This is a genomic window from Pseudomonas sp. 11/12A, assembly GCF_000800055.1.
Lineage (GTDB): Bacteria > Pseudomonadota > Gammaproteobacteria > Pseudomonadales > Pseudomonadaceae > Aquipseudomonas > Aquipseudomonas mohnii.
The window spans coordinates 1,296,676-1,314,096 of sequence record NZ_JUGV01000001.1; the positions used below are offsets into that span (position 1 = coordinate 1,296,676).

Sequence of the window (17,421 nt, forward strand, 5' to 3'; positions counted from 1 at the left end):
TGGTTACATTCATAGAATAAGTGAATCAATCTGATTCTTCTGCGAGTGCGGACCATGGCCATCAATTTCGACCTCAACGACCTGCAAGCCTTTCGTGCCGTGGTTGAGCAGGGCAGCTTTCGCAAGGCGGCCGACACGGTGCGCATTTCCCAGCCCGCGCTGAGTCGGCGCATTGAAAAACTTGAGGATGCCCTGGGCGTGAGGCTGTTCGAACGCACCACTCGCAAGGTCAGCCTGACCCAGGCCGGACGCGGGTTCATGCCGAGCGTGGAGCGCCTGCTGGACGATCTGGACGTCGCGTTGCTGGGTATCAGCGAAGTCGCCTCGACGCGCCTGGGCCATGTCACCGTCGCTTGCGTGCCGTCGGCGGCGTACTACTTCATGCCGCGGGTCGTCGCTCATTACCATCGGCAATTTCCGCGGATCAAAGTCAAAGTGCTGGATTCCAGCGCCCATGAAGTGCTGAGTGCGGTCGTCAACGGCGAAGCGGATTTCGGCCTGAGCTTCATGGGCACGCTGGAGGCCGAAGTGGATTTCGAGCCACTGGTGCAGGAAAGTTATGTGGTGGCTTGTCGCCGCGACCATCCATTGGCCGGACGCAGCAGCGTGACGTGGAATGAGTTCTATCAGCAGGATTACATCTCGCTGGATAAAACCTCGGGTAACCGTTTTTTACTGGATCAGGCATTGACCCGTGTGGTGCCGCAGCGGCCGAGCATCTGCGAAACCCGGCATGTGACGACCATGATCGGCCTGGTGGAGGCGGGGCTCGGCGTGGCGGCGGTGCCGCTGATGGCAATGCCGGCAGCGGATCACCCGATTCTGACGCAGGTGCCGCTGACCGATCCACAGGTGATGCGCAGTGTCGGTTTGATCAAGCGCCGGGGTCGAACCCTGACCCCGGCCGCACTGGAACTGGAACGCCTGGTGGTGGAAATGAAAGTTCAACTGCCGTCTGTCAGTGGCTGACCGAATCCAGTCCGGTGGCTTTCACATCCGGCTGTGCCTGGGCTGATGCCAGATAGGCCAGCAGTGCCTTGGCTTCGGCCGGGTGTTGCGCCCCCTGCGGAATGCCGGCAGCGAAACGGGTCACCGATTGCACCGACTCCGGAATCTTCGCGACAAAGCTCACCCCAGGCACCGGCAACAATTCGCTCACCTGCTGAAAGCCCAGTTGATAGTCCCCGGTGGCGACCACCGAGGCCACGGGTATTTTCGGGACCATGGTCGACTTGGGCTTGAGCTGGTCTTCAATGCCCAGGCGCTTGAACAGCTGCTGTTCAATGTAGACGCCGCTGGCGCTGTCGGAATAGGCCACGGATCTGGCGTCGAGCAAGGTTTCTTTCAGACCGTCGATGGAACTGATGTCCGGTTTTGGTGCCCCTTCGCGCACCACCAGGCCGATTCGCGAGTCGGCCAGTTCGACCCGTGAAGCCGGGTCGACCTTGCCTTGCTTGATCAGATCGTCGAGCGCGTAGCCGACCATGATCACGACATCGGCCTGTTCACCGCGAGCCAGGCGATTGGGGATCGCTTCCGGGGCTTTGCCCATCGATGGGCCAAGCTCGGTATGGAGGGTGTTGCCGGTGGCCGCGGCGAATTTCGGGCCGAGGATCTTGTAGGCAGCGGTGAAACCGCCGGAGGTCATCACGCGGATCTCTTCAGCCTGGGCCACGGTACTCAGCCCCAGGCTGAGAAGCAGGCTCAGGGCCGCAACGTTGAATAGTTTCTTCATCGGGTGTGGTCTCGAAAAGGCTCAGGAAAGGGCGGGTTGCAGGCGACCGCTGGCGCGGCGATACAGATACAACGTCGCACACAACGCACAGAGCGCGGCGAAACTCATCCAGTAGCCGGGCGCCGCCTTGTCGCCGGTGTACTGAATCAGCAGGGTCGAGATCGCCGGGGTGAACCCGCCAAACACGGCGGTGGCCAGGCTATACGCCAGGGAGAACCCCGCGACCCGCACGTGCACCGGCATGATTTCCGTCAGCGCCGCAATCATTGCGCCGTTGTACAAGCCATAAATGAACGACAACCACAGCAGTACCAGCAACATGTTGAGGAAGCTTGGCGCCTGTACCAGGTACGTCAGCGCCGGATAGGTGGTGGACAGTGCCAACAGGGCCATGGCGATCAGCACCGGGCGTCGGCCAATACGGTCGGACAGCGCGCCGCCAATCGGCAGCCAGAAGAAGTTCGACACGCCGACCAGCAACGTCACCAGCAGCGCATCGGATGTACTCAGGTGCAGAACGGTTTTGCCAAAGGTCGGCGCGTACACGGTGATCAGGTAGAACGCGGTGGTGGTCAAGGCGACCATCATCATGCCGGCGAATACGATCACCCAGTTCTGTGCCAGCGTACGGAAGACTTCGCCCATGCCCGGGCGATGTTTACGGGCGGCGAACTCTTCGGTTTCTTCCAGGTTACGGCGCAGAATGAATATGAACGGCACGATCATGCAGCCGACAAAAAACGGAATCCGCCAGCCCCAGTCGGCGACCATCGTGGGCGCCATCCATTGGTTCAAGCCGTAGCCCAGTGCAGCGGCGACCACGATTGCCACTTGCTGACTGGCTGACTGCCAACTGGTGAAAAAACCCTTGTTGCCGGGCGTGGCGATTTCCGAGAGATACACCGAGACACCGCCCAGTTCCGCGCCGGCCGAAAACCCTTGCAGCAACCGTCCGATCAGGACGAGGGCGGGCGCGAACAAACCGATGGTTTCATAGCCGGGCACCAGCACAATCAAGATCGTGCCGCTGGCCATGATCGACAAGGTGACGATCAGCCCTTTGCGCCGACCCACATCATCAATGTACGCACCCAGCAGCACCGCACCCAGCGGACGCATCAAAAAGCCCGCGCCGAACACGGCAAAGGTCATCATCAAGGAAGCAAACTCGCTGCTGGCCGGGAAGAACACGGCAGCGATCTGCGTGGCATAGAAACCGAAAAGGAAAAAATCGAACTGTTCGAGGAAATTGCCCGAGGTGACCCGGAAAATGGCACTGGCGCGGGAGCGTCCGCGCGGGATTGAGGCTGTCATCGATAAGTACTCCACCGCTTTTATGACGTGCATTGCCTGAAGGCGGTGCACGGTTCTTATTGGGGCGGATAGTGGAACAGGGTGATTGATATGATAAGTGCGTTTTTGGCATGCATTGATGCGCGGGACGGATCAATGCTTCCAGGCACTCATTCCACCCGGCTGTGGCTCAACGCCTGATCGCCCAATCGGTACTGATTATTCCCGCTGCGCTTGGCCGCATACATCGCCAGGTCGGCAATGTGGATCAGCCGGTCCATGCTCGGCGCATGGTCGGGGAACACGGCCACGCCCAGGCTGGTGCCGATGTGGCGCTGGTCGTTGCCGATGGTGACGGGCGGGGAGAGTTCGACGAAGATTTTCTGACAGATGCTGCGGGCTTCGTCTTGCAGGCTGCGGCCCTGAGGCAATCCCTGAAGAATGATCACGAATTCATCGCCGCCGATGCGGGCAACGGTGTCGGTCGCACGCAGGATCTTCTGGAGGCGGGTCGCGGTGGTCATCAGTACGCGGTCGCCGGCGGCGTGTCCATAGTGGTCGTTGATGGCCTTAAAGCCATTGAGGTCGACGAACACCAGCGCCACCCGCGTATCGTTGACGCGCGCCTGTTCCAGCGCTTCGGCCAGGCGTTCTTCGAGCACCAGCCGGTTGGGCAATCCCGTCAGTGGGTCAAAGTGCGCCAGGTGGCGCAGGTAACTGGCGGAAGCCTTTTCTTCGGTGATGTCGCGCACCACGCCCATCATCTTGATTGTTTCGTCGTGCTCGTTCTTCACCACGTTGCCGGTCTCGCGCAACCAGCGAATGGTGCCGTCGGGCCAGACCACTCGATATTCCTCGTCGTGATTCTCACCGGTTTCCAGGCAACGCAACTCGCCGGCCCGGACCCTGGACCGGTCATCCGGGTGCACGCAGGCGCAAAACAAGGCGTACGAAGGGATCACTTCGCCGATTTTGAACCCGAACATGCCGTAGATCGCGTCCGACCAGTAGAGCCTGTCGGTATCGACCTCCCAGTCCCAGGTGCCGATGCGGGCAAAGTACTGGCTGCGTTTGAAACGCTCCGCGTCGCCGTTCTGGTGGATGTTTTGTCCTTTGCAGAGGTTGTCGATCAGTGTGCGGCATTCGGTCAGTTGCTTGCGGAACGTGCGCTCGCGCCAGAGCAGCACGGTGATCAGCGCGAGTATTACCAAGCCAAGGGCAGTGTGGGTCGAGAGCAAAATCATTCTGGGGTGGCCACCATGGCGATGTGAACCGTCCGGGGAGGTTTGGTTATCTTAGTTCAGGACACTTCGGCAAACAGCTTTCGACGCCGCGCCTGACGGCAGGAAGGGTTGCCAATCGAGTGCAGATCTGGGAAAACGGCGCCGGTCAGGCCCTTTTCGGGCGAGAAAGCATACGAGTGAATTCAATGAATGACGAGCTTCAGGTGATTGACCTCCAACCGGGCGACGGCAAAGCAGCCGTCAAAGGCGCACTGATCACCACCCAGTACCGCGGCTGGCTGGAAGACGGTACGGAATTCGATTCCTCCTACAGCCGTGGCAAGCCTTTCCAGTGCGTGATCGGCACCGGTCGCGTGATCAAGGGCTGGGATCAGGGCCTGATGGGCATGCAGGTCGGCGGCAAGCGCAAACTTTCGGTGCCCGCGCACCTGGCCTATGGCGAACGCACCATGGGCAAGATCCCGCCGAACTCGAACCTGATTTTCGAGATTGAATTGCTGGAAGTGCTGACCCGTGATGATTGACCGATGCAGCCGGTGGCACCCGCCGGCTCGTCACAGCACCAATGCCCCCCTCTGAATAAATCCAGTCAACGCCTTGCCAACCCTCGGCCTATCGGTGACTATGCGCGCCGGATAGGGGTAGGGGGTATAGGTATGTCACACATTCACGAACACAAAGACGACTTGCTCAAACGGGTCCGGCGTATTGCCGGTCAGGTTCAGGCAGTGGAGCGCGCGCTGGAATCGGATGCCGATTGCGCCAAGACCTTACATTTGGTCGCGGCCATCCGCGGGGCGGTCAATGGGTTGCTGGAACAGTTCATCGATGCTCATGCCCGTGAGCATGTCGCGCATCCGGGGCTCAGCGACGAAGCTCGCGCCGAAGGCCTGGAAGACTTGTTGCAAGCCATCCGCCGTTACTCGAAATAGAGGTCTGGAACCATGACACTGACACCGCAGGCCTCACGTTTTTCCCATGACCATGTGTTTTTGGGCGCCTCCCACGACGAAAACGCCCGCCGCACCTTATGGGTGGTGGCACTGACGTTTGTGATGATGATCGGCGAAATTGCCGCTGGGTACATGACCGGTTCGATGGCGTTGCTGGCCGATGGCTTTCACATGGCAACCCATGCCGGAGCCTTGGGCATCGCCGCGGCGGCTTACGGTTTCGCCCGCCGCAACGCCAACAATGCGCGTTACAGCTTCGGCACCGGCAAGGTGGGGGATCTGGCCGGGTTTGCCTCGGCCATGGTGCTGGGGCTGGTATCGATCGGCATCGCTGGCGAATCCATCCTGCGCCTGTTCCAGCCGACGACCGTGGCCTTCACCGAGGCAACAGTGATTGCCGTGATAGGGCTGGCGGTGAACATTCTCAGTGCCTTCCTGCTGGCGGGCGATCACAGCCATCACGGTCACCACGATCACGGCCATGACCATCATCACCATCACGACAATAACCTGCGCTCGGCTTACCTGCATGTACTGGCCGACGCCCTGACCTCGATCCTGGCGATTGCCGCATTGCTGTCCGGGCGCTATCTGGGATGGGTCTGGCTGGACCCAGCGATGGGGATCGTCGGCGCCATCGTGATCGCAAAATGGGCCGTGGGATTGATGCGCGATAGCGCCGCTGTGCTGCTGGACACCACGGACGAACACGTGGCAGAGGAAATTCGCGAGCTGCTCGAATCGTCCGACGATGTGCGGATCAGCGATCTGCATGTGTGGCAGGTCGGCCCGCAGGCACGGGCGGCCATCGTCAGTGTCGTGGCGGCGGCGAACATCAGCGCCGATACCATCCGCGAACGCCTGGCGCCGGTCCATGAACTGTCACACCTGACGGTCGAACTGCGCAACGTTTAACCAGGTTTCACGCGTTATCGTTTACAGCCATCGCCAGCAGGCTGGCTCCCACAGAAGTAACCCTGCGAAAGACGCATAACGCACTTAAAAAAAAGCCCCCCATCGGCAGGCCGATGGGGGGCTTTTGTGCATCAGGCGTCAGGTCAAACCTTGACGATCCAGCCTGCTGGCGCTTCGACGTCGCCGGTTTGCACGCCGGTCAGCTCTTTGTAGAGCTTCTGGGTGATCGGGCCGACTTCGGTTTCACTGTGGAACACGTGCAGGTGGTCGTTGTAGCTGATGCCGCCGATCGGCGTGATCACGGCGGCAGTGCCGCAAGCACCGGCTTCCTTGAAATCCGACAGCTTGTCGATGAACACGTCGCCTTCGACCACTTCCAGGCCCAGGCGGGTTTTCGCCAGTTCGATCAGCGACAGACGGGTGATGCCCGGCAGCACGGATGGCGAGTTCGGGGTCACGAACTTGTTGTCGTGGGTGATCCCGAAGAAGTTGGCCGAACCGACTTCCTCGATCTTTTTGTGGGTCATCGGGTCCAGGTAGATCGCGTCGGCAAAGTGCGCTTTCTTGGCCTGGGAGCCTGGCATCAGGCTGGCCGCGTAGTTGCCACCGACCTTGGCTGCGCCGGTACCTTGCGGGGCGGCGCGGTCGTAGCTGGAGATCAGGAAGTTATGCGGGGTCAGGCCACCCTTGAAGTAGGCGCCTACCGGAATGCAGAAGATCGAGAAGATGAACTCGGGTGCGGTACGCACGCCGATGTTGTCGCCAACGCCGATCACGAACGGACGCAGGTACAGCGCGCCGCCGGTGCCGTAAGGCGGAATGAAACGCTCGTTGGCGCGGACCACTTCCTTGCACGCTTCGATGAACTGCTCGGTGGACACATGCGGCATCAGCAGGCGGGCGCAGCTGCGTTGCATGCGCGCGGCGTTCTGGTCCGGGCGGAACAGGTTGATCGAGCCGTCTTTGCAACGATAGGCCTTCAGGCCTTCGAAGCATTGCTGGCCATAGTGAAGGGCAGTGGAGCCTTCGCTGATGTGCAGCACGTTGTCTTCGGTCAGGGTGCCTTTGTCCCACTCGCCATTACGCCAGTGCGACAGATAGCGCTTGTCGGTCTTGATGTAGTCAAAACCCAGCTTGTCCCAATTGATGCTTTCGTTACCCATGACACCCTCTATCACTTAACAATCGCCGAAACGGTTCAAGGCTTCTGACATTTTTCCGGATGGGCACAACAATACTTCATTCTTGGGCTAAATCGCAGCCCAGACTATCGGCTCAAGGCTAGAAATCGTGTTGTCCTTGAGAAATCGCGAGCAAGCTCGCTCCCACATTGGATTTGTGGCGTTCACATAACCCTGTGGGAGCGAGCTTGCTCGCGATGGGGCCTGGACTGCCACCCTCGATTTCCCTGACTTACAGGTGCAACGCGTGGCCAAGGGCCCGCAACGCCGCTTCCTGCACCGCCTCGCCGAGCGTCGGATGCGCATGAATGGTGCCACCGATGTCTTCCAGTTGCGCGCCCATTTCCAGGCTTTGCGCGAATGCCGTGGACAATTCGGACACCCCGACGCCTACCGCTTGCCAGCCCACGATCACATGATTGTCGCGACGGGCGACCACGCGCACGAAGCCGCTTTTCGATTCCAGGGTCATCGCCCGGCCATTGGCGGCGAACGGGAAGCTGGAAACGATGCAATCCAGCCCGGCAGCCCTGGCCTCGTCCGGTGTCTGGCCGACCACCACCAGTTCCGGGTCGGTGAAGCACACGGCGGCGATGGCGGTCGGGTTGAACTCGCGGGACTTGCCGCTGATCAGCTCGGCGACCATCTCGCCCTGGGCCATGGCCCGGTGAGCGAGCATCGGTTCGCCGCTGAGGTCGCCGATGGCGTAGACGTTGTGCATGCTGGTCTGGCAACGATGGTCGATCTTGATCGACGCGCCGTTCATCGCCAGGCCCAGCGCCTCAAGGTTCCAGCCCTGGGTGTTCGGCTTGCGACCGACGGCCACCAGCACCTGATCGGTTTCCAGGTTCAGGGTGTCGCCGTTGGGGGCAAGTACTTGCAGGGTATTTAATTTGGAATCAAAGCCTTGAACGCTGTGCTTCAAGTAAAGTGTCACGCCGAGCTTTTTCAGTTCGTCATGCACAGGCTGGGTCAGTTCGGCGTCGTAGGCCGGCAGAATCCGCTCCTGCGCCTCGACCACGCTGACCTCGGCACCGAGCTTGCGATAGGCGATGCCCAGCTCCAGACCGATGTAACCGCCCCCCACCACTATCAGCCGTTTCGGGACTGATTTCGGCGCCAGGGCTTCGGTGGACGAAATGATCGGCCCGCCAATCGGCAGCATCGGCAGGTTCACGCTTTTGGAACCGGTCGCCAGCACCAGATGCTCACATTGAATGCGCGTGTCGCCCACTTCAACGGTCTTGCCGTCGATGACCTTGGCCCAGCCTTGAATGACCTGGACCTTGTTCTTTTTCAACAGCGCGGCGACGCCGGTGGTCAGGCGATCGACAATGCCGTCCTTCCACTCGACGCTCTTGCCGATGTCCAGGGTTGGCGCCGACACGCTGATGCCCAGGGCCGAATGCTGGCTGTGCTGTTGCGTCTGGTGAAACTGTTCGGCGACGTGGATCAGCGCCTTGGACGGAATGCAGCCGATGTTCAGGCAGGTGCCGCCCAGGGACTGGCCTTCTACCAGAATGGTCGAAATGCCCAATTGGCCAGCACGGATCGCCGTCACATAACCGCCGGGGCCGCCGCCAATGATCAGCAGCGTGGTGTGCAGAGTTTGCATGCATGCCTCTCTAGTCATCAGTCCACAAACAGGGTGGCGGGTTGTTCGAGCAGGCCGCGCACGGCCTGGATGAATTGCGCCGCGTCCATGCCATCGACCACGCGGTGATCGAAGGAGCTGGAGAGGTTCATCATCTTGCGGATCACGATCTGGCCTTTGATCACCATAGGTCGTTCGACGATCTTGTTGACGCCGACGATGGCCACTTCAGGCAGGTTCAGCACCGGGGTGCTGACGATGCCGCCGAGGGCGCCGAGGCTGGTCAGGGTGATGCTCGAGCCGGACAATTCATCGCGGCTGGCCTTGCCATTGCGTGCGGCCGTGGCGAGTCGGGCGATTTCCGTCGCGCTGTCCCACAGGCTGCGGGCTTCGGCGTGGCGCACCACCGGCACCATCAAGCCGATGTCGGCCTGGGTGGCGATCCCCACGTGCACCGCGCCGAGGCGTGTGATGACCTGGGCTTCGTCGTCGTAACGGGCGTTGATCTGCGGGAAGTCGCGCAGGGCAACGACCAGGGCGCGGACCAGGAACGGCAGCAAGGTCAGCTTGCCACGGGTCGCACCGTGTTTTTCGTTGAGGTGCGCGCGCAGCTCTTCAACAGCAGTGACGTCGATTTCTTCGACGTAGCTGAAATGCGCGGCGCGTTGCGTGGCGTCCTGCATGCGCTGGGCGATCTTGCGGCGCATGCCGATTACCGGGATCTGCGCTTCATCGTTGCGCTGGGCGTACGCGTTGCTGACGCTCGACGCATTCGACTGGCCCTGGGCCAGGTAGGCCTCGAGGTCATCGTGCAGCACCCGACCGGCCGGGCCGGTGCCGCGTACCAGACGCAACGCAATACCCAGGTCCAGCGCATGCTTGCGCACGGCCGGGGACGCCAACGGACGCTCATTCGCCTCACGGGCCACCAGCGGGCCCTGGCACACGGCCGGGCGCGGCGCGGCGGCAGCGACCGGTTTGCTTTCGACCACGGCTTCAACTTTCGGGGCTGCAACCGGTGCTTCTTTTACAGCGGCCGCTGGCTGAGTCGACTCTTTAACGTTGCCCGCGCCTTCGACTTCAATGCTGATCAGCACACTGCCGACCGCCATGACTTCGCCTGGCTGACCGCCAAGGGCGATGACTTTGCCATGCACCGGCGACGGGATATCGACCATCGCCTTGTCGGTCATGACATCGGCCAACACCTGATCCTCGACGACCATGTCGCCGACCTTGACGTGCCACACCGACAGTTCAACTTCTGCAATGCCTTCGCCAATGTCCGGCATTTTAATAACGTGCGTGCCCATTCAGACCTCCATGACCCGTTTCAACGCCGCGCCCACTCGGGACGGACCAGGGAAATACGCCCACTCCTGCGCGTGCGGGTAGGGGGTGTCCCAACCGGTGACGCGTTCGATCGGCGCTTCCAGGTGGTGGAAGCAGTGCTCTTGCACCAGCGCCACCAGCTCGGCACCGAAACCGCAGGTGCGGGTGGCTTCATGGACCACCACACAGCGCCCGGTTTTCTTCACCGACTTGACGATGGTTTCCAGGTCCAGCGGCCACAGGCTGCGCAGGTCGATGACTTCGGCATCCACGCCGCTTTCTTCGGCGGCGACCAGCGACACGTACACAGTAGTGCCGTAGGTCAGTACGGTGACATCCTTGCCCGGACGGGCAATGGCGGCAACGTCCAGCGGCACGGTGTAGTAGCCGTCCGGAACCTGAGCGGCGGGGTGTTTCGACCAAGGGGTCACCGGACGGTCGTGGTGGCCGTCGAACGGGCCGTTGTACAGGCGCTTGGGCTCCAGGAAGATCACCGGGTCATCGTTTTCGATGGAGGCGATCAACAGTCCCTTGGCATCGTAGGGGTTGGACGGCATGACGGTGCGCAGGCCGCACACTTGAGTGAACAGCGCCTCGATGCTCTGGCTGTGGGTCTGGCCACCGTAGATGCCGCCGCCGCAGGGCATGCGCAGGGTCAGCGGCGCGGTGAATTCGCCGGCCGAGCGATAACGCAGGCGGGCGGCTTCGGAAATGATCTGGTCGTAGGCCGGGTAGACGTAGTCGGCGAACTGGATCTCCACCACCGGCCGCAGGCCGTAGGCGCCCATGCCCACGGCAGTGCCGACGATGCCGCTTTCGGAGATCGGCGCATCGAACACCCGCGAGGTGCCGTACTTGGTCTGCAGGCCTTCGGTGCAACGGAACACGCCGCCGAAGTAGCCGACGTCCTGGCCGAACACCACGACGTTGTCGTCACGCTCAAGCATCACATCCATGGCCGAGCGCAGGGCCTGGATCATGGTCATGGTGGTCGTGGTCATGGCGGTGTCCAACTGAATATTGTTGTTGTGATCGTTCATGTCAGATCCCCAGTTCCTGACGCTGGCGCTTCAAGTGCTCCGGCATCTCTTTGTAGACGTCTTCGAACATGGTCGCTGCGCTTGGAATCTGGCCGCCGGCGAGCGTGCCGTACTGTTCGGCTTCTTTCTGCGCGGCAATCACTTCGGCTTCCAGCTCGGCGCTGACGGCGGCGTGTTCCTCTTCGGACCAGTGACCGACCTTGATCAGGTGCTGCTTGAGGCGCGCGATCGGGTCGCCCAACGGGAAATGACTCCAGTCGTCGGCAGGACGGTATTTGGACGGATCGTCGGAGGTCGAGTGCGGACCGGCACGGTAGGTGACCCATTCGATCATGGTCGGGCCGAGGTTGCGGCGGGCGCGTTCGGCGGCCCAGGCAGAAGCGGCGTAGACCGCATAGAAATCGTTGCCGTCGACCCGCAGCGAAGCGATGCCGCAACCCACGCCACGACCGGCGAAGGTGGTCGCTTCACCACCGGCGATGGCCTGGAAGGTGGAGATCGCCCACTGGTTGTTGACCACGTTGAGGATCACCGGCGCGCGGTACACGTGGGCGAAAGTCAGGGCGGTATGGAAGTCCGATTCGGCGGTAGCGCCGTCGCCGATCCAGGCTGAGGCGATTTTGGTGTCGCCCTTGATCGCCGAGGCCATACCCCAGCCCACCGCTTGCACGAACTGGGTGGCGAGGTTGCCAGAAATGGTGAAGAAACCGGAGTCCTTGACCGAATACATGATCGGCAGCTGACGGCCCTTGAGCGGATCGCGCTCGTTGGACAGCAATTGGCAGATCAGGTCCACCAGCGGCACTTCGCGGGCCATCAGGATGCTTTGCTGACGGTAGGTCGGGAAGCACATGTCGTCGATGTTCAACGCCAGGGCCTGGCCGCTGCCGATGGCTTCTTCGCCGAGGCTCTGCATATAGAACGACATTTTCTTCTGGCGCTGGGCGACCACCATGCGGTTGTCATAGATCCGCGTCTTGAGCATGGCGCGCATGCCTTTGCGCAGGGTCTCGACCGGCACGCCTTCAGCCCATGGACCGAGGGCATTGCCCTGGTCGTCGAGCACGCGAATCAGGCCCTTGGCCAGATCGGCGGTATCGGCCGGTTCAACGTCGATGGAGGGTTTGCGCACCGTGCCGGCGTCGGTCAGACGCAGGTAGGAGAAGTCGGTTTTACAGCCGGGACGGCCCGAGGGTTCGGGAACGTGCAGACGCAGCGGTTCGTACGCTTGGTTCATGGCTTCTACGCTCGATCTTGTGAATTTCTTGTAGTGAGCTGACAGATTTCGTTCTGTGGAAGAAATCTTGTCCTACAAACATCATAGGCCCGGCCAAGAAGAATATTTCTCTCTGTTTCGTTGCGCTGATGATCATTTGCAGATAAAAAATCTGCATAAACATAAAAAACAGGTGGATTTGTCTCATGCGCAAACTGGACCGTACCGATATCGGCATTCTCAACAGCCTTCAGGAGAACGCGCGGATCACCAACGCCGACCTCGCCCGCTCGGTGAACCTCTCGCCGACACCGTGCTTCAACCGGGTCAAGGCGATGGAGGAGCTGGGCCTGATTCGCGAGCAAGTGACCCTGCTCGATGCCGACCTGCTGGGGTTGCACGTGAACGTGTTCATCCATGTCAGCCTGGAAAAACAGGTGGAGGAGGCGTTGCAGCATTTCGAAGAGGCGATTTCCGATCGCCCGGAAGTCATGGAGTGCTACCTGATGGCGGGAGACCCGGACTACCTGATCCGCGTGCTGGTGCCGACCATCCAGTCGCTGGAGCGCTTCATGATGGACTTTCTGACCAAGGTGCCGGGGGTGGCGAACATCCGTTCGAGCTTTGCGCTCAAGCAGGTGCGATACAAGACGGCGCTGCCGTTGCCGGCCAATGGAATGACGCTGGATAAATAACGTTCGATGGCGTTGTTATTGTTATTGAATCAATAGGTCACAACTGTACAACGCCTATCTACAGTTTGGGTCCATGTTTATCGGATAGGGCTCCGTTTATGTTGTTTCCTCCATTGTTAATTAACGGTTGAGGTACAAGATGAATTCCCTATTGGATAAAGTTGCATTGGCCAGTTCGCTGGATGTGAGTGCTGATGATCTGGATGCGCTCGGTCATATAAAAGAATACCGGTCTCCCGTTTTTGGACCTTACTTTGAAAGTGCGGCGGTCATACAGTCGGTAGATCCACAATCGCTTCTGAATCACGGGCCGGCATCCACCAGCGATGAGTTCGAGATCGGAATAATGGGCGGCTGGTGTCCGGGAGGAAGCTGGAGCGATGGCGTATGCAAGCCTTTCAGTAATAATCGTACGCACTGGATGAGCACTTATACGGGCGTGCGGAATTTACCGATAGATCTGGCCATTTTGCCAGGCACACATAACTCGGGGTTTGATGAGAAGGCTCAGTTCGCTCCTACTTCGGAAGTTTGCCAGGATGTTTCGCCTCATGAACAACTGAACGCGGGTATTCGAGTGCTGGATATCAGGGTTCACCATTATGCCGGGTACCTGTCGGGTGATCCCCGGCGATTCATGATTTATCACAGTACAACCAATGGTCGAACCATTCAGGGCGACATCATTAACGGAATCAAGTCCTTTCACTTCGGTTCGGGATGGGACCGTCGAAGAGAAATCGTGATTGTGAATTTCCATCAATTCCGGAAATTTACCCAGGCTGCGCATGCAGAACTTATCGGTATTTTGAAGTCTGCTTTCGGCGACTCGATTATTTCCCCAACGTATAAAAATTTGAGTGTGTCGCAGATCTGGGGCTTGCCGGGATTCAAAAATGTTGTCGTGTCTTATAACGCTGGCGAGAGAGACCTAAGTTTCTGGCCGGGAGTCAATCAACGCTGGATCGGTTCCAACACCCCGTCGGACTCCGCTCTCAAGGCCTTCATCGATAAGGTGGGTCAAGAGATCAAGCCTGCGGGAGAGCTCAGGTCGATTCAGGCCGCACGTATGGTGTTTCCTTTTTTTGTGCCGAAAGACATATCGGGCTCACTGATGTCATGGTTTGCGGCCGGTAATGCCCATTCTCCTATCATGAAGTACTACATCATCAATACAGATTGGTCGCTCAGGCATCGACTGGTCGATAACATCATCTATTCGAATCAGTTTCGTGCACGTACGTTGGGGCTTCAGGATGTCGAACAGGCCCACCCGACTGTCGCACGAGCCAAAAGCCTGCCCTCGGCCCGCCACATGCTGTTCAGCATCAGTGACGAGCACTGGTCGCCGACGGTCTCACTGCCTCCCATCCTGAGTGCGGAATCACACAGGCTGCTGGTCTGCTCGGACGCCAGCGCTGAATGCGTAATGGATATGCGCAACAGTGATGTCCCGATGGCTCGGGTGACGCTGTCAGCAGGTGATGCCGTGGCCTTCGTCTGTCTCGACGGTAGCGAGCAATGGAAGTTACAGGTCCGCGACTGTTCGCCTGATGATCATTCGTACTCGATTCCTGCACCCTGCGATGGAGAAAAGTTTGTTCGATACACTGTGTCCTACGGCAACTATTTGCCCTTGGTGTATCTACCGGCCGTGGCGGCAGCGAATGGCGTCGTTTTGGTCGTCAGCGAGGCACCCTACGAAACCAGGATATGTCATGCCCGGGGGGCGGATGAAATCGAGCATGTCATTTCGGCGGGCCAGACGCTTGCATTCACCTACTACGAGCATGCCGGCGGCTGGAGTATGGAGCCGGTTTTGACGAACGCTACATCTGATTGATCGGGATTTTCAGGTAGACCACGCCATTGTCTTCCGCGGGCGGCATGTTCCCCGCCCGCACATTCACCTGGATCGCCGGCAGCAACAGTGTCGGCATCCCCAGCCCCCTGTCGCGCCGGGTGCGCATGGCGACGAAGGTGTTTTCGTCGATGCCGTCATGCACATGGACGTTGCTTTTTCGTTGCTCGCCAACGGTGCTCTGGCATTGCGCTCGCCGACCTTCGGGCGGGTAGTCGTGGCAGACGTAGAGTTTCACGTCGGCGGGGAAGGCCAGCAGCCTCTGGATCGAAGCGTACAGATGATGAGCGTTGCCGCCGGGGAAGTCGCAACGCGCGGTGCCCACGTCCGGCATGAACAGCGTGTCGCCCACCAGAATCGCATCGCCATCGACCAGGTACGCCATGTCGGCCGGCGTATGCCCAGGGACATGCAACGCGGTGGCCTTGAGATGGCCGATGTTGAAGGATTCGTCCGGGGCGAACAGATGGTCGAACTGCGAACCGTCCACGCAGAACTCCGGCTCAAGATTGAACAGCGCCTTGAACACCTTCTGGACCTTGCTGATCGATGCGCCGATGGCAATCTGGCCGCCCAGCTCCCGACGCAAATAGGGCGCGGCTGACAGGTGGTCGGCATGGGCATGGGTTTCCAGCAGCCATTGCACTTGCAACCGGTGTTCGCGAACGAACGCGATGATCCGGTCGGCCTGGGTGCTGGCGGTGCGGCCCGCGGCCGGGTCGTAGTCGAGCACGGGGTCGACGATTGCGCACTGACTGCCATCGGCTTCATAGACCACGTAACTGTAGGTCGAGGAGGCCGGGTCGAGGAAGGCTTCAATCAAGGCGGGCATGGTGGCTGTTTCTGTCTGGACGAGTATTGAGGGTAGTTTCATTTTCCCCGTGGTGGCGGCCGGCATGCTATTGAAGGCGGCTGTCCAGTCAGTAGCGGTTCCTGTGGCCCCGCCTCGGGGTCCACAGGCCCTACACCTTAAGTTGCGGACCCTGCCGACGAGCGGTCTTACGCCGAACTTGTTGCGCAGCGCCGGCCGCTCCAAAGCAGCTGCAATTCGCCTCCATGGCAGCGTATGGCGCCGCCGGTCCGCTTTCGATAATCGCCTCCGACACCTCGTCACCAGTCGCGGAGCGCGCCATGCACAACAATAAGAACTTCAAGCATCGTCTTTTACCGGTCTTCATCGCCAGCCTGCCGGCCCTTGGCCTGAGCTCGATGGCTGAGGCCGAGATCATGCTGTACGACAAGGACCAGACCACGTTCTCCACTGACGGCTATATCAACGCCTTTTACGTGAACAGTAACGTGAACCGTGAAGGGGACCAGTACGACCGTCGACAGGCGCGGGTGAAGATGGGTTTCCTGCCCAACTACCTGGGCTTCAACATGGGCAAACAGGTCGATGATCTCAAGCTCGGCGCCCGGGCTTCGTTCTGGGTGACCATCAACGACAGCCAAACCAACGGCACCGACACCGCCATCGATGTCCGCCAGTTCTACGGCACCGTGGCCAACCCGCAATGGGGCGAAGTGCTGATCGGCAAGGACTTCGGCCTGTTTGCCCGTTCCAACATCCTGCTCGATGAACTGCTGGCCGGGTACGGCCAGGTCAGCGACACCCTGGGGCTGGTGGACGGTGGCGGGGTCTCGTTCGGCAACATTGGCACCGGTTATCCCTATCCTTTCCCGACGTCGCAGATCACTTACCGCACACCGGTGATGGACGGTCTGCGCGTGGCGGTGGGCATCATGGACCCGGTGGACACCAACGACAGCAGCCCGACCGGCAAGGCCTATCAGGAGAACCCGCGCACCGAGAGCGAAATCACCTACCAGTTCGACCTGGCCGGCGCGCAGATCTATAGCTGGGTCAACGGCAGCTACCAGACGTCCGACAATACTGACTCCACCGTCAACAGCGTCACCTCAAAAGGCGTCGGTTACGGGGTGCAGGCGAAAATGGGCGGGCTGACCCTGGTCGGTTCCGGTTTCCAGGCCAAGGGCATCAACCCCTTCTTCACCAACAACGCCGGGGAACCGACCCTGCGCAACGTCGACAGCGACGGTTATCTGCTGCAGGGCTCCTACAAACTGGGGAAAAACCGCCTGGCGCTGTCCTATGGCAAGACCAATGACGATGGCAACGGCGTGGTCGGCAGTGGCGCCGACTATGAAACCCGCGGCGTCGCGCTGTTCCATGACGTGAACGACAACCTCAAGCTGGTGGCCGAATACAACCAGTTCAAAATCAACGGGCACGATACCAGTGCCCAGAACGAAGACACCGATACGTTTGCGGTGGGGGCTGTACTCACCTGGTAAGGGGGTGATCGTCTAACCCTTCCCTGTGGTGAGGGCGCTTGCTCCC

The 17,421-nt window shown here is 60.2% G+C and carries 16 protein-coding genes; 7 read left to right on the forward strand and 9 right to left on the reverse strand.

Going from position 1 to position 17,421, the window contains the following annotated elements:
* The first annotated feature begins 54 nt into the window (after window positions 1-54).
* Window positions 55-969 (forward strand): LysR family transcriptional regulator, encoded by a 915-nt coding sequence (locus tag GQ39_RS06060; RefSeq protein WP_047528152.1) that lies wholly within the window; start codon window positions 55-57, stop codon window positions 967-969.
* On the opposite strand, the gene GQ39_RS06065 is transcribed toward GQ39_RS06060, so the two are convergent.
* The 3 genes from GQ39_RS06065 to GQ39_RS06075 all read right to left on the reverse strand — a co-directional run bounded on the left by GQ39_RS06065 (window position 959) and on the right by GQ39_RS06075 (window position 4,272).
* Entirely contained in the window at window positions 959-1,735 is a 777-nt protein-coding gene (locus GQ39_RS06065) for a substrate-binding domain-containing protein (protein WP_047528154.1), read from the reverse strand. The two genes, GQ39_RS06060 and GQ39_RS06065, sit on opposite strands and share 11 nt — an antisense overlap.
* Window positions 1,736-1,756: 21 nt before the next feature.
* A complete protein-coding gene (locus GQ39_RS06070; RefSeq protein WP_047528156.1) occupies window positions 1,757-3,049 on the reverse strand; it encodes an MFS transporter in 1,293 nt (430 codons plus the stop codon).
* A 149-nt stretch (window positions 3,050-3,198) separates the two neighbouring features.
* Complete coding sequence (locus GQ39_RS06075; protein ID WP_047528157.1) at window positions 3,199-4,272, reverse strand: sensor domain-containing diguanylate cyclase; 1,074 nt, start codon at window positions 4,270-4,272, stop codon at window positions 3,199-3,201.
* Window positions 4,273-4,457: 185 nt separating this feature from the next.
* On the opposite strand from GQ39_RS06075, the gene GQ39_RS06080 reads away from it, so the two are divergent.
* From GQ39_RS06080 to dmeF, 3 genes are all read left to right on the forward strand, one after another.
* On the forward strand, window positions 4,458-4,796 hold the full coding sequence (locus tag GQ39_RS06080; protein ID WP_047528160.1) for an FKBP-type peptidyl-prolyl cis-trans isomerase: 339 nt from the start codon (window positions 4,458-4,460) through the stop codon (window positions 4,794-4,796).
* Window positions 4,797-4,928: 132 nt separating this feature from the next.
* Window positions 4,929-5,204, forward strand: a complete 276-nt coding sequence (locus GQ39_RS06085; protein WP_047528162.1) for a metal/formaldehyde-sensitive transcriptional repressor — start codon at window positions 4,929-4,931, stop codon at window positions 5,202-5,204.
* A 12-nt stretch (window positions 5,205-5,216) separates the two neighbouring features.
* The gene (gene dmeF, locus GQ39_RS06090; protein ID WP_047528164.1) at window positions 5,217-6,140 is read left to right on the forward strand and encodes a CDF family Co(II)/Ni(II) efflux transporter DmeF; all 924 of its coding nucleotides are present in this window, start codon (window positions 5,217-5,219) and stop codon (window positions 6,138-6,140) included.
* 143 nt (window positions 6,141-6,283) lie between these two features.
* On the opposite strand, the gene GQ39_RS06095 is transcribed toward dmeF, so the two are convergent.
* The 5 genes from GQ39_RS06095 to GQ39_RS06115 form a co-directional block, all read right to left on the reverse strand.
* Window positions 6,284-7,303, reverse strand: a complete 1,020-nt coding sequence (locus GQ39_RS06095) for a branched-chain amino acid aminotransferase (RefSeq protein ID WP_047528166.1) — start codon at window positions 7,301-7,303, stop codon at window positions 6,284-6,286.
* Between the two features lie 250 nt (window positions 7,304-7,553).
* Window positions 7,554-8,936 carry a dihydrolipoyl dehydrogenase gene (gene lpdA, locus GQ39_RS06100; protein WP_047528168.1) on the reverse strand — a complete coding sequence of 461 codons (1,383 nt, stop codon included), beginning with the start codon at window positions 8,934-8,936 and terminating at the stop codon, window positions 7,554-7,556.
* A 17-nt stretch (window positions 8,937-8,953) separates the two neighbouring features.
* A complete protein-coding gene (locus GQ39_RS06105; protein WP_047528170.1) occupies window positions 8,954-10,228 on the reverse strand; it encodes a dihydrolipoamide acetyltransferase family protein in 1,275 nt (424 codons plus the stop codon).
* A complete protein-coding gene (locus tag GQ39_RS06110; protein ID WP_047528172.1) occupies window positions 10,229-11,287 on the reverse strand; it encodes an alpha-ketoacid dehydrogenase subunit beta in 1,059 nt (352 codons plus the stop codon).
* A 1-nt stretch (window position 11,288) separates the two neighbouring features.
* On the reverse strand, window positions 11,289-12,524 hold the full coding sequence (locus GQ39_RS06115) for a 3-methyl-2-oxobutanoate dehydrogenase (2-methylpropanoyl-transferring) subunit alpha (protein ID WP_047528175.1): 1,236 nt from the start codon (window positions 12,522-12,524) through the stop codon (window positions 11,289-11,291).
* A gap of 185 nt (window positions 12,525-12,709) precedes the next feature.
* Between GQ39_RS06115 and bkdR the strand changes: the two genes are divergently transcribed.
* Both bkdR and GQ39_RS30920 read left to right on the forward strand, forming a co-directional pair.
* Entirely contained in the window at window positions 12,710-13,198 is a 489-nt protein-coding gene (bkdR, locus tag GQ39_RS06120; RefSeq protein WP_047528178.1) for a Bkd operon transcriptional regulator BkdR, read from the forward strand.
* A gap of 139 nt (window positions 13,199-13,337) precedes the next feature.
* A complete protein-coding gene (locus GQ39_RS30920) occupies window positions 13,338-15,041 on the forward strand; it encodes a hypothetical protein (RefSeq protein ID WP_052193485.1) in 1,704 nt (567 codons plus the stop codon).
* Here the strand turns inward: GQ39_RS30920 and GQ39_RS06130 are convergent.
* The gene (locus GQ39_RS06130; RefSeq protein ID WP_047528180.1) at window positions 15,028-15,891 is read right to left on the reverse strand and encodes an MBL fold metallo-hydrolase; all 864 of its coding nucleotides are present in this window, start codon (window positions 15,889-15,891) and stop codon (window positions 15,028-15,030) included. The two genes, GQ39_RS30920 and GQ39_RS06130, sit on opposite strands and share 14 nt — an antisense overlap.
* Window positions 15,892-16,190: 299 nt before the next feature.
* Here GQ39_RS06130 and GQ39_RS06135 point away from each other — a divergent pair, with 299 nt between their 5' ends.
* Entirely contained in the window at window positions 16,191-17,375 is a 1,185-nt protein-coding gene (locus tag GQ39_RS06135; protein WP_047528181.1) for a porin, read from the forward strand.
* Window positions 17,376-17,421: the final 46 nt, after the last annotated feature.